At 34.3% G+C, this 14,273-nt stretch carries 9 protein-coding genes; 7 read left to right on the top strand and 2 right to left on the bottom strand.

The window, feature by feature from the left end:
• From H1220_04550 to H1220_04525, 6 genes are all read left to right on the top strand, one after another.
• Positions 1 to 762 (top strand): ABC transporter ATP-binding protein, encoded by a 762-nt coding sequence (locus H1220_04550; protein ID QMI85019.1) that lies wholly within the window; start codon positions 1 to 3, stop codon positions 760 to 762.
• 134 nt (positions 763 to 896) lie between these two features.
• Positions 897 to 1,763 (top strand): NAD(P)-dependent oxidoreductase, encoded by an 867-nt coding sequence (locus tag H1220_04545; protein ID QMI85018.1) that lies wholly within the window; start codon positions 897 to 899, stop codon positions 1,761 to 1,763.
• A gap of 140 nt (positions 1,764 to 1,903) precedes the next feature.
• Positions 1,904 to 2,137: a YkuJ family protein gene (locus tag H1220_04540; GenBank protein QMI85017.1), complete on the top strand. Its 234-nt coding sequence runs from the start codon at positions 1,904 to 1,906 to the stop codon at positions 2,135 to 2,137.
• Positions 2,138 to 2,285: 148 nt separating this feature from the next.
• Positions 2,286 to 2,984, top strand: a complete 699-nt coding sequence (locus tag H1220_04535; GenBank protein QMI85016.1) for an O-methyltransferase — start codon at positions 2,286 to 2,288, stop codon at positions 2,982 to 2,984.
• 653 nt (positions 2,985 to 3,637) lie between these two features.
• Positions 3,638 to 9,322, top strand: a complete 5,685-nt coding sequence (locus H1220_04530) for a YSIRK-type signal peptide-containing protein (protein ID QMI85015.1) — start codon at positions 3,638 to 3,640, stop codon at positions 9,320 to 9,322.
• A gap of 452 nt (positions 9,323 to 9,774) precedes the next feature.
• The gene (locus H1220_04525) at positions 9,775 to 9,966 is read left to right on the top strand and encodes a helix-turn-helix domain-containing protein (GenBank protein QMI85014.1); all 192 of its coding nucleotides are present in this window, start codon (positions 9,775 to 9,777) and stop codon (positions 9,964 to 9,966) included.
• 323 nt (positions 9,967 to 10,289) lie between these two features.
• Here the strand turns inward: H1220_04525 and H1220_04520 are convergent, their stop codons facing one another.
• Positions 10,290 to 10,670 carry an IS30 family transposase gene (locus H1220_04520; protein ID QMI86653.1) on the bottom strand — a complete coding sequence of 127 codons (381 nt, stop codon included), beginning with the start codon at positions 10,668 to 10,670 and terminating at the stop codon, positions 10,290 to 10,292.
• A 12-nt stretch (positions 10,671 to 10,682) separates the two neighbouring features.
• On the bottom strand, positions 10,683 to 10,946 hold the full coding sequence (locus H1220_04515; protein QMI85013.1) for a hypothetical protein: 264 nt from the start codon (positions 10,944 to 10,946) through the stop codon (positions 10,683 to 10,685).
• Between the two features lie 315 nt (positions 10,947 to 11,261).
• Between H1220_04515 and H1220_04510 the strand changes: the two genes are divergently transcribed.
• Positions 11,262 to 14,078 carry a YSIRK-type signal peptide-containing protein gene (locus H1220_04510; protein QMI85012.1) on the top strand — a complete coding sequence of 939 codons (2,817 nt, stop codon included), beginning with the start codon at positions 11,262 to 11,264 and terminating at the stop codon, positions 14,076 to 14,078.
• The last annotated feature ends 195 nt before the right edge of the window (positions 14,079 to 14,273 follow it).

Raw genomic sequence — 14,273 nt, 5'->3', positions numbered from 1 at the left:
ATGCAAGTACAAACAGACAAAGTAAATGTTATCTATGATAAAACGCCCATTTTACACGACATTACATTACAAGCAAAAGAAAATCAATTTATCGGATTGATTGGTCCAAATGGTAGTGGTAAATCCACACTGCTCAAATGCATTTATCGTACATTGGATGTCAATAGTGGCACGATTTTGTTAGATGGCACACCTATTCATCAATTCAGTTATAAAGAAACTGCAAAAAAAATGGCTGTTGTGGCACAACACAATCAATACCAATTCGATTTTACAGTACAAGACATCGTGTTAATGGGAAGAACACCTTATAAGAGTATGTTTGACAAAGAAACTGAAGAAGATTATCGTATTATGGAGCATGCACTAACACTTGTGGACATGTTAGCGTATAAAGACCGAGAATTTTCAACATTATCAGGCGGCGAACAACAACGTGTTATTTTAGCAAGAGCCTTAACACAACAACCATCATGTTTAATTTTAGATGAACCAACTAATCACTTGGATATCAAACATCAACTCATGCTATTACAAACGGTCAAAAAATTAGATATGACTGTTATTGCAGCTATACACGACTTGAATATGGCTGCAATGTATTGTGACATTATTTACGTCCTTTATCAAGGACGTATCGTAGCTGTGGGCACTCCAAAAGAGGTACTAACAAAAGAGTTAATTAAAGACGTTTATCAAGTAAATACAGATATAATCACTGATAAAAACGGACATTTACACATTTTATTTTTAGATGATTAAAATAAACACTCCAAACAGACTGTTTGGGGTGTTTTTGAGCATATATATGTCTACGCCTGATTTTTAAAAGGATAGAATCGGTTTGATTTTATTCTCACGTATCTTATGATAAAATATCCTTAGAGGTGAAAAAAATGAATATTGGTTTTATTGGATTAGGTGTTATGGGTAAATCAATCGTATCCCATTTGTTAAATGCAGAGCATCATGTTGTGGTGTATACACGCACAAAAGAAAGTGCACAAGAGGCATTGGATAAAGGTGCTGTTTGGACAGAAACTCCTGCTCAAGTGACAAAGCAAGTTGATATTGTCATGACAATGGTGGGGTATCCAAGTGATGTTGAGGAAGTATATTTTGGCGGAAACGGTATTTTTTCTGTTGATATAACAGGAAAAATTTTAATTGATTTAACAACTAGTACACCACGACTCGCAAAAAGAATTTATGAAGAAGCTGTTAAAAGAAGTGCAAATGCATTAGATGCACCTGTTTCAGGAGGAGATATTGGTGCAAAAAATGGCACACTGACGACAATGGTTGGAGGCGATCAAGAAGTCTTTGAAAAAGTGGAATTATTGTTAGGTGTTTTTTCAAGTAAAGTACGTTTACAAGGAGAATCTGGTGCCGGACAACATACAAAAATGGCAAATCAAATTATGATTGCAGGTACAATGACAGGTATGACAGAACTACTGGTATATGCAAAAGCAGCAGGATTAAGTCTTGAGCAAGTACTAGATACAGTTGGAGCAGGCAGTGCTGCAAACTGGTCTTTAACCAACTACGCACCTCGAGTTTTAAAAGACGATTTTGCAGCAGGGTTTTATGCGAAGCACTTTTTAAAAGACTTGCGTATTGCTTTAGATGAGGCAAATGAAATGGGGGTTGACTTACCTGCGACTCAAACAGCGGAACGTGTTTATGCACAATTAGTTGAAGCAGGATACGGTGATTTAGGCACACAAAGTCTTATTAAAATGTATACAAATCATGCGTAAATAAGTAAATTTATTTTTTTATAAAAAAAATAGTATTAAATCAAGTCATTTTCTGTTAAAATAAGTCTAGTCAGTTAGTGATATGATATAAATGAAATATTGGTTAAGAAAGCAATATTTGAAAGAGGAGTGAACAGAATATGAAGTCATCACAACTAGCAGCGATTATTCGTCGCTTGGAAGCAATGGTTGAGGATACATCTGATGTCGAAACAAGACGTTTTGAAAAAGACGGTGTTGAAAAATGTGTTGTACGTTATAATCATGAAACAGAAAGCTTTGAATTAGAAGAAACAGGAACAAATCAACCTTATCAGTTTGATGAATTAGATTTAGTAGCGATTGAAATTTTTGAATTATTACAAGACGCATAATCATAAAAAAAGTAAGAGGTACAGACATCATTTATAGAAATTTATTTTTAAAATGTCTATACCTCTTTTTGTATACCTTCTTTTAATAAGTTAATATATAAAAAGTGTTTAGTAAAATAAACATATCATAAAGAAAAGTGAGTGAGTTATGAAAAAAAACGAGATGATGGATAGGCCAATTGTACAATCTAATATCGTTACCTATATGAGAGAAAAACAAAGAAAATTTACTGGAATTGTTGGAGAAATAGAAGCGTATGCCAATGAACGACGTATTCCGATTATTCCACACGAAACAGCTGTTTTTTTAGATTTTTTATTAGGGCAACTAAAACCTGAAAAGATTTTAGAAATTGGAGCAGCGATTGGATTTTCAGGCTTGTTAATGGCACAGCATCTATCACCAAATGGGCATTTGACAACGATTGATAGATTTGACGTCATGATTGAGCGAGCAAAAGCAAATTTTGAGCGTTCGGATATGTCTGATAAAATTACGTTATTGGAAGGCGATGCAGAACACGTTTTACCAACGCTAACAGAACAATACGATGTGATTTTTATGGATAGTGCTAAATCAAAATATTATGATTTTCTTCCACATTGTATCCGATTGTTAAAAGTCGGAGGTGTTTTAATTGTAGATGATATTTTTCAAGGTGGTACGATTTTAGATGATATTGAAACTATTCCTCGTCGTGTTAGAAAAATTCATCGTCGCTTAAATCAATTTTTAGATTTGGTACAAACACATCCAGATTTAAAATCAACTTTACTTCCATTGGGAGATGGTATTGTTTTAATTGAAAAAAAATCAGAGGTTCATATTGAATTGGAAAAGGAATAACTATAAAGTTAAGTTTCATTGAAATCAATCAGTGGATACAATTTCACGAAATAAATAGCGTTAATATAAAGAAATTTAGTCGTTTTTGAGTTTGAAATTATTATGAAAGCATGTTGTTTATTCAAATCATTATCAAATGCGAAGATGTAAAATTATCAAAATATAATCATTTTGGAAGAAAGTTTAAAGATGATTTAACTTGTATATTAAATGATTATATCAGATACAATGTATATGTTTTTAGACATATTTTATAGCAATAACGATTTGATTGGGTTAAACTTTGATGGCAGTATTTCTGTTTGATAAATATTTTAACATGATAATGTGAATAAGTGTGGCAAGGGGGTATCTAAATTCCTTTAATGAAGTGTTTAGAACTCCCTTTGTTTTTTCTTCTTATTACTTATCGTTGTACTGATTGTTGTCTATAAAATATTTATCTGTTAATGTTCATCATTTTCTTGTATAATCATTCGTGAGAAATATCTCCTTTTTTAATTGCAGTCATTCAAACAGATGTTTCTCTTTTTTGTCGATTGTTATACACAAAATGATGTTGGTGGATTTACCTCTACAAACACAATTATTTTGGAACAAAGTAAATAGTACATTATGTAACTTTGAGTAAAATGAAAGGAATAGAAAAGAATATGAAAGAATTTTATAGGCGGGTTAGCCGCTTTTCAATACGAAAACTCTCAATAGGTGTAGCTTCTGTTTTATTGGGGACGAGTTTTTTAGCTGCTGCATCACCAGAAATGGTACATGCAGAGGAAACAATAAAGTCAAAAATCACGTATCATTATGTTAGTGAGGAAGAATTAACTGATGATGAGAAAGCTTTGATTATTAGTGCTTTGCCGTCTGATAAAGTGACGGGAGATACGACTTATTACATGGTTTATCGTCCGGATACAAATAGAACTCTGCCAAATACAGGTGAAGAATGGTCAACACTTGTGGCGGGAGCAGGGGTCACATTGTTGGTGTGTGCCTTAACTTTTCTTCGTAAGAAGAAAAAATGGGTCGTGACAGTATTGTTAGTTACTACCTTAGGACAAGTTGTTGTAGTGCCAAATGCATCTGCATTGACTCACAATTTATTTGCAAATCTTACACAAGAGTTTAGCTTGCCAAATGGTGCGCTTTTACCTGAAACAGTTCGTGACATTGAAGGTTATCGCTTTATCGGTTATATCATTGACAAAAATTCTAAAGTAGATAGAGAAACATTAGAGCAGACGAATGTGGCTATCTCAGAAGAAACGGTCACTCAAGATACAGTAAATACGACTGAAATACCAAAAGTACCTAAGAATCCAGAAATAGTGAATACCCCTGAAGTCCCAACACAACCGGAAATTTCAGAAGAAGAAACACCGACTAGTTCAGAAACTTCGACGGATACGCCAACGGAAACGGAAGTACCAAATGAGTCAACTACTGGAGAAACAGAAAGTTCAGATACAGGTAATGCACCTGTAACACCAACGCAACCAGAAAATCCGAAAGAAGAAAAACCAACTGGTACAGAAACTACAACAGAAACGCCAACGGAAACGGAAGTACCAAATGAGTCAACTACTGGAGAAACAGAAAGTCCAGAAACAGATAATGCACCTGTAACACCAACGCAACCAGAAAATCCGGAAGAAGAAATGCCGACTGGTACAGAAACTACAACAGAAACGCCAACAGAAACAGAAGTGCCAAATGGGTCAACTACTGGAGAAACAGAAAGTCCAGATACAGATAGTGTACCGACAACACCAACTCAACCAGAAAATTCGGAAGAAGAAACAACGACTGGTACAGAAACTACAACAGAAACGCCAACGGAAACAGAAGTGCCAAATGGGTCAACTACTGGAGAAACAGAAAGTTCAGATACAGGTAATGCACCTGTAACACCAACGCAACCAGAAAATTCGGAAGAAGAAACACCAACTGGTACAGAAACTACAACAGATACGCCAACAGAAATGCCAGAACCAGAGAAACATCATGATGTTTTAGGGGGAGAGGTGCTGACAGTTACGAAGCCTTTGGCGCCAATTGAGTTAATGGTTTCAGTAGATAAATTAGACAAAGGTCTACAAAAAGAAGTTGATACAACGAAAAAAACACCAACAAGTATTGCTGCCTATGAGACTGCAAAACAAAATGCACTACGAATCTTGGAAGAGGCAAATGCTAAAATTGTAGATCCAACAACCAGTGCAGAAGCCATTGCCGAGGAAAAACTGAAAGTAGAAGAAGCATTTAGAAAACTGGAGGAAGCAGAAGCTGCTTTAGAAAATGTATCGCTTACGAAGCCAGTCTTAGAATTGCAGACATTAGATAAGCAAGAAAAAGACAAGTCGATTCGAGTGCAGTATCAATTAACAGATCCTGATGCTACTTTTATTTCTGCTACTGCTCAAATTTATTCGGAAGATAAGTTGGTGAAAGAAGTTCAACTTTCAGAAAGAGATTTAGCTGGAGTTGATATTTCAGGATTAGACTATTATGTGGATTACAAATTAAAAACGACTTTTGAGTATGCAACATTAGCTGAAAATGCGCGTGAAACACTTTCAAATATTGAATCCTTTGTCTTAGAACGTAAGCAGATTGAATTAAAAAATTTACGTGACTTATCACTATATACTTACCGAAATGGTATCAAAACAAAAGTTATTAGTTTATCAGAAATTGGTCCTATAGATGAATATTTTGCAAGCTTTATATCAGAAAGTGGTAAGGAAGTTCAATTACCAATCAAGGAAATTATAGCTCAAGATAATGGCTTTAAAGTGGTAGCGACTCACCCTGAACTTGTGAAACTTAATGAAACAGATGAGTATGAAGATAATTACAGTTTTATTGTTAGTCGATTGGCACCAGCGAAAAATGATATCTATACTTCTTTTAAAGATTTGATTACCTCAATCAACGCTAATCCAAGTGGAGTATTTACTTTAGGAGCTGATTTGAGTGCTGGAGAGATGGAAGTTCCAGTTTCTAGTTACGTGACGGTTCCGTTTACAGGTACTTTAAATGGATTGTATGACGGTAAAAATTACACGATTTATGACTTGAAGGCATCTCTGTTTGAAACAACTATGAATGCCACTTTACAAAATCTTAATTTATCTAATGTTAACATTCAATCACCAAAAGCAAATGTAGGTGCTCTTGTTAATCAAGCAACTAGCACGCAGATTGAAAATGTAGCGATTGAGGGCAGCATTACAGCTCCTTATAATGTTGCTGGATTGGTTTATTCAGCACAATCGAATACAAATATCCGTAATGTAGATCTTAACATGAAAATCACTACAACAGCGACTGATACAGAAATGAAATCGGGTGGTCTTGTAGGACAAATTGGTAACAGTAACATTCAAAAAGTACATGCAAATGTCATGATTGATACTAAAGTAAAAGCAGCACAAGACTTTGGTGGAGTTCTAGGTATTGCTACAAACAATGTGAATGTATCAGATGTCTATGTCGAAGGAGCATTGGAAAATAAAGGTGGTGGCCGAGTTGGAGCGATTAGTGGAAGTGCAGGTCGTGCAGTCTTTAATCGAATCGTATCGGCAATTCCTGTAACAAATGGTTCTACTTTAAATGGATCGGGCGATGGTATCAATGCAACAGAGATTTATGGCGTTGAAGGGAAATCGACTGCCAATGTTAAGTCTGGAAAAGTAAATTTAATTTCTCCAGAAGCCGCAGCAGAAAAAGTGAACGAAATGGGAATAACAGCTACTTTATCTGATAAAGAAACTTTGGTTGGGCAAAGTTCTAAAATGATCGATTATAGTAACTTACCTCATTATGAATCGGCACGAGAGATGGCTTATCGTAATACCGAAAAACTTTTACCGTTTTATAATCGTGAGTATATTGTGAAGCAAGGGAATAAGATTGATACATCAAGTAAGTTGTATACAACAAAACTAGTGTCGATTGTCCCAATGAAAGATAATGAAGTCATTGCTAACCTTTATAAAAATAAGGAAGGAATCAATCGTTTGCTTTTAAACTATGCAGACGGTACAGTAGAATACTTAGATATTACTCCAGGTTCAGCTTTTGCAGCTAATACGATTCAAGAATATGGAATCAATGGAACTGAATTGCTCTATACACCAGAACAATTTATAATATCCCCAGCAGAAGTTATTGAAACAGCAATGAAACGAGTAGAGGGATTAACGTATTTCTCAGATGATGTTTGGAAAGTAACTCAAGGTCATCCAGAAAGAGTGTCTGATAGTCCAAGTCTTGAACCACTTGAAAAATATCAAAATGATATTTTAGAAGTACTATATTTAAAAGATGTCTTTAAGAAAGTGAATGACCGTGCACAAGATATTTTTGAAGCAGCACTTTCTCAAAGTGTAGCTGGAGATTTTACTTCAATACCGTTAAAAGAACAGATGAAGGATTATATGAAAAAGAATGCTGTTGCAATTCTTGTAGGAGCAAGTTACCTCAATCGACTCTATAATATTCAATTTGACGAGATGAATGTTGGAGAATTGGTAACTTTCTATCAAAATTTCTTCGGTACGCAAGTAAATAGTTTAGAATGGCTAGCAAATCTTGGCCGTATGGGAAATGATGCACTCGATATTAAGAATAATCCGGTAACGTATACAAAATGGATTGCCCCAGTATCTGGATATGAGAATCTTCGTGATTATCTAAGTGCTTATCGTACACGTTTTACGAAGCTTAATGAAAATGATTGGTTTAAGTCTGCGACAAAAGCGTATATCGTAGAAGTACAATCAAAAGAAGTACCAAATCAAATGTATCAAGTATACGACCAGCTTAATCGTATAGATCATCCTCGTATGATTTTGCCACTCTTAAACTTGACATCTGAAGGAATTTATATCATGAGTAATATGACAACTTTATCTTTTGGTATGTATGATCGTTATATGGATATGTCGCTTAAAGAAACGAATCCTGATAAATATGCAAGTGAATTAAAACGTGTCAACAATCTGGTGGATTATTTTGCTAAAATACAAGGAGATCATTTTGATTTCTGGTATCGAATGGCTAGACCAGAAGTTAAAGCACTTATGTATAGTAGAAGTAATATGCCAATTCCGTCATGGGACGGTTACTCTATTCCTCGATTCGATAACAAGCCAGCTTATTGGATGCCGAAGTTTGGAGAAGGAGCATCAAGCCGTATGACAGACTTCTTTGCACCAATTGGTAAACACTATATGCCAAACGGTGTTGGTGCATATGCAACCGGTAGCTTAGTTCACTATGTAATTGATAATATGCTTAGCCAGTATGGTCAATCTGTCTTCACTCATGAAATGACTCATAATATGGATGGGACGGTTTATCTTGGTGGATATGGGCGTAGAGAATTCTTTGGTGCAGAAGTTTATGCTCAAGGACTTCTACAATCGACAACATCAGCAACTAATCCGATTTTTGCACTCAATACAAATATAGACTTCTCTATTGCAGAAGATGGAAAATATGCAAACAATCGTGTTCATAACTTATCACCAGAACGTTTCCAAACCCAAGCAGACTTGAAAGAATACCTTCAAGGTCGTATGGATGTGATTTATACTCTTGAAGCTTTGGAAGGAAATGCTTTAGTGAAATTAGCCAAAGAAGACCAAGCATTGTTCTATAAGAAAATTGAACGTATCAATGACATCGGGGAGTCGAGAATCCGTCAACTAAGTGTAGAAGATTTAGAATCTCTCACTTTAGAAAGTGTTGATAATTTGGTAGAAAATGATATTCTGCTTGGTGTTCATGGACTTCATGGTAATAAAGAGAAGATTAGTAAAAATGGTTATGACATCGAACATTTATTTGCTGCGAACTATAGTGGTTTGACGAATCCAAATGGATCTTCAGATACTTTGAGTATTAAACGTTTGAGTAACGAATTACTAGCTGAAACAGGTTATGAAGGCTTTGTTGCTTATTTATCGAATCAATACCGTGCTGAAGCTCGAGCTGCAGGTAAAGTATTTAATGATGAGTATATTCTTAAGAAAATTACCAATGATGAGTTTTCAAATTTCCATGACTTTAAAAAAGCAATGTACAAACGTCGTCTAGATAAAGTTAATCAGCTGAAACCAGTTACCTTTACGTATAATCAGAAAACTTATACAGCAGATGAAGCAACATTAAATAAATTGATAAATGATGCTATTCAAGCGGATTTGGTCGCATTAAAGGCTCAGAAAGCAACACCAAATCTACTTGCACTTAAAGAAGCGATTTTCAAAGCGTATCTTTTAGATACGAATGACTTTAGAGATTCGATTTATCAAAACTCTAATTAAGTCAGTGAATTTTTGCAAAATAGATAAGTTAAAATATGGCTCTATGTCAAATAGGGTTGATAGCTCATAAAGATAGTGATTTAACAGATGTTAAGTCACTATCTTTTTATTTTAAGTCACAATGATGTACGGCCTCTACAATATGAAAAGAAGCAATACTGATACGTGCGTTAGGAAATACATGCTGAGATAACTGAATATAAGGTAAAATATATCAATCATGATAGTTTTAGTAGAGTTTTATATGAAATTAGGGTTGCTAGATTATGCCATCAACCCTAAAAATATATAATCATTAAATATCCTATGAGATGCTTTTTTGTATCACTGGTTAACTTAATTCAATAATTTACTATAGTTGAGATTTTAATAGTTATTTATTGGCAACCAAAAAAGAATTTGGTAATATAAAACTAACCAAAAGAGAATAACTTAGAAAAAGACACTTATTTATGAACAATAGAATAGCAGAATTTAGAAAATTATTAGGTTTATCACAGCACAGACTTGCAAAATTAGTAGGACTAAAAAGGCACTCGATAATGTCATATGAAAATAAAACAAAAATACCAAACATAAAAGTAGCTTATGAAATTAGTAAAATTTTAAATAAAGATATTAAGGAAGTGTTTATTTTTGAATAAAAATTTTAGGAGATGTGTTGAAAAGAAAATGTTTATTTTAAAATATAAATCTACAATAGGAGTATTTTTTGCAACTTTGATTTTTGTTTTTTTAAAACGTTTGATGCTTATAGATTCTTTTGCAATCACTTTTTTTACATTTTTATTTGAACTTTTTTTTAATTCTAAAAAAAAATAGCATAAGATGCATAATGAATATTTAGTTGATACGTAATATTAAGTGAGATTATTGCTTTAATAATAAATTATATAATTAAGTTAGCCACCTCAGGTAAATCATAAGGACATACATAGTTAAATAATTTACGTGGATAACGATTTATTCATTGTTCAACAGCCGTTACTTCGTTAGGAGTAACGGTTGTTGTGCCTTTTGGGAACCATCGTCTAATCAATCGATTTGCATTTTCGTTACTACCTCGTTCATAAGAAGAGAATGGATGTGCATCATAAATAGGACAAGTGATGGCTTCGTCTAATCTTAAAAATTCAGAACCATTATCAGCTGTTAAAGACCGGATTAAATAGTCTTGTTGAATAGACGTCAAAGCGGTGTTCACACTTTGAGCCGTTTTATCAAGAATCAGACGAATGATTTCATAGCGTGTTTTTCTGTCTGTTAATGTCAATAATTGTTGTCCACGTTTCTTGTTTAAAATCACTAAATCTATTTCAAAATGCCCAATTTCTTTTCTCTCATTAATGTTTTGTGGTCGCTATTCGATAGAGAGGGCATTAGTCTTTCTTGGTGGTCGTTTTTCAGTTGATATTATCGGTTTATGTTTTCTAGGATAAAGTAAATATTTACGCAAAATACCTGTAATCCATCCTTTGTATACCCATGTGTAAATCGTTGTACAAGAGGGCATATCAGGTAGTTGACTAATCATTTCAGGGGAATATTTATCCATGATTTTTTCTCTGATGAGGGCTTCTTTTTCTACCGTCCACGTATCTGTTCTACCTATGGCTAAACGCAAACGATGATAATTGTTTTGTGCCGTTTGTGTTATAGTATTCTTGCATCTCTTGGTATCCTTTTTTTGTTGTTACTAAAAGTATATCCTATGAGATACTTTTTTTGTACTACTGGCTAACTTAATTATATAATTTACTAAATAAATATTATTGTTAAATGTTGTATTTTTCTTATTATATTTATGTTATAATAATATAATTAAATCTATGCTTTTTAAGATGAACAAATTTTAAGAAGAAAGGTAACAAGGAGTACTATGAAATAAAAATAATTGTTGTAGAGGTAGTAGAAGTAAAACATCGGAAAGGAGATTATTATGTTTCGTCAAAAAAAATATCGATATTACAATGTTTCACAAACGAAACAACGTTTTACGATTAAAAAATTTAAATTTGGAGTTACGTCTGTACTGCTGGGACTTACTTTTTTAGGTGTCGGAGGATATCAAGTACTCGCGAATGAAAGCGATTCAAAAGTGGAAGCGACACAAAGTAATACATCACCGAATACCACAAGTGTAAATAGTGAAGAATTGCTTAGTACGACTTCAATGACAGAAGAACGAAAACAAGAGACAGACCAAGAATCAGTATTAAACACGGAGAAAATAAATTCATCACTTACTACTTATTCTACAATAGGGTCAGAAGAGTATAATCCTAGACTTTTATTATTATCAAATGGAGTACCATCTGATAATGTTCATTCTCTTGGAGGTGGTGTCGATGTTACACCTTTAGAAGCTAAAAATTTAGGCGATGGCTTTGTTGAATATTCTTATCAAGTTTCTGTTCAAGCGATTGTTAGTAGTGATCATATTCAAACGTCAGGTACTGTTCATGTTGCTCTACCTGGATTTGGACAAGATGTTAAATTTACTCAAATTGGTACCTATGATGGAGAGTTATTAAAAGATAATGCAGAGTTTAGTCCGTTTGAGTTATTACATGCGCGAATGACTGCATCAAAAAACGTTGAGGTTCCATTGGGTATTACCCATTCGATTGAAGCATTTAATAAAACTCAAGAAGAACGGCACGCACAACGCGAAGCAAATAATTATGATTACATCACAGGTTCTTCGCTTGCATTTAATGAGGAAATAGAGTTGCGTAAAGCAAAAGGGATGTTGGATTTGCCAAACGCTGTAATCTTTACTGGGTATACTCAAAGTGGTTTTAATCCAGCGGTTGATGTGTTTGATGATAAAGATAGTTCAAATCCAGCAAAAACTATTGAAGAAAATATTGCTAAATATGAAAATCTGCCGAATACCATCAAGAACTATGTTTTTTCTACATACAGTGGTGGTCATCCGATGGCAGTTAAAGTAAGTTTCAAAGTGAAAGAAGAGCAAGCATTAAAGACACCAAATTTACCATTATGGTCTGCATTAGCGTGGCGAGCATTTAATGAAGGTGGGATTGCATCGTATAAAACTGAGGCTCAAAATCTATATGATTTTGATAATGGAGCAAAAGCTGCAGCATTTGTAGCAAATCCTGAAACGATTAAAGATAATCAATTTGATAAGCATGGACTTTATGGAGCAGATACTGGTGTAACAGCTTACACTGGTGATTGGCGTCTTATTGGAACCGATATTACAAAAGCAAATTTTAACTATGTGTCTAACTTTAACCTTACAAGCAATCTAGCAGTAACCTATTTTGCTCCGCGGACAGAGGATGTAAGAGATATAGCTGTTGTACGCTATGAAACAAAGCCAGATACACAACCACAAGATATTCAACCGAATCCAGACTCAGTTAGCCCTGTAGAGTCTCAGCCGACTGATAATATTCACACACTTGGTGGGGGTGTTGATGTTACACCTCTTGAAGCGAGGGATTTAGGTGACGGCTTTGTTGAATATTCTTATCAAATATCTGTTCAAGCTGTTCAAAGTAGTGACCATATCCAAACGGCAAACACCCTTCATGTTGCACTACCTGGAATTGGGCAAGATGTCACATTTACTCAAATTGGAACTTACAATAAAGATGATCTAGGAATAGATGAGTATGACAAGGATAAATTACGTGAAAGACGTTTGAAAGCTTCAAAAGATGTAGAAGTGCCATTAGGTGTTACGACTTCTATGGCAGAGTTTGAAAAAACACAGGAAGAGAGACTAGCTTTATTAAAAGCAAATAATAAAGAAAATTATTTCCAATATACTTCTTTAGCATGGAATGAAGAAATAGAATTACGTAAGGCTCGAGGTTTGGATACATTGCCAAACGCTATTGTCTTTGCAGGTCTTTCAAAAAATGAATACAATGCAGAAGCCGATAGTCCTAGAGATTATGATAATATTCTAGAATTAGGGACAATCGAGGAACAAATTGAAAAATATGGCGATAGACCAAATATGATAAAAAACTATCTGCTTTCTGCAGAAGGTATAGGTCATCCTTTAGCGTTGAGAATTAGTTTTAAAGTATCTAAGGAGCAAGCTTTAAAAATACGGAATTTACCATTATGGGCTTCAATTGCTTGGCGTTCATTCGCTGAAGGATATATTGGTAGTTATGATAATGGATCACAAAGTCTGTATGATTATCCTGGTGGTAGAATGTCAGCGCAATTTATTTCTTATCCAGAACATATTCATAAAGAACAGTTTGATAAGAATGGACTTTATGGTACGACTGCTGGTGTGACCCGTTATACGGGAGATTGGCGTTTTATTGGTAATGATGTGTCACAAAGTTCGTTTAACTATGCGGCTATTTATAATTTAAGAAGTAATCTTGCTGTGACTTATTTTGCTCCGATTGATGAAGATTTAAGAGATATTGCTGTTGTGCGTTTTGAAGAACAGTCGGAAACCACAGAAGAACCAAATGAAAAGGTGGAAAAACCGACGGAGGATCAGACAGAAACGCCAACGCCAAATGAAACACCTAACGAACCAGTAAAACCAGGTGAAAAGATAGAGCAACCAAAGAATCCAACAGGTAAAACAACATCTAGTGAAGCATTGCCACCAAAACAACCAATGGAACAAAAAGTAGCTCAGTTATTACCAAAAACGGGTGAAACAGAAAATCGATTCTTTAGTGTTGCGATGTTAGCCATTGTGTCTTCAATTAGTTTACTATTTGGAACTAAGAAAAAACAAAATTAGATTTTAAGAAAAATATAATATATCTATAATTACGGGATATTATTATATAAGTTAGCAAAAAATCTAATAATATAGAACTGATTTTAGGTGGTGAATGGCATTAGCCATTCACTGCCTTTTTCTTGTTCTTTAACTCCGTCGAGAATAGAGTTGTAGAATCAAGATGCATAGTCTATAAAATGGCTCTTCGTCAAA

Source organism: Carnobacteriaceae bacterium zg-84 (genome assembly GCA_013874835.1).
Taxonomy (GTDB): domain Bacteria; phylum Bacillota; class Bacilli; order Lactobacillales; family Aerococcaceae; genus WM01.
Note: the sequence above shows the minus strand (reverse complement) of the source record. Positions and strands in the feature narration are given on the sequence as shown.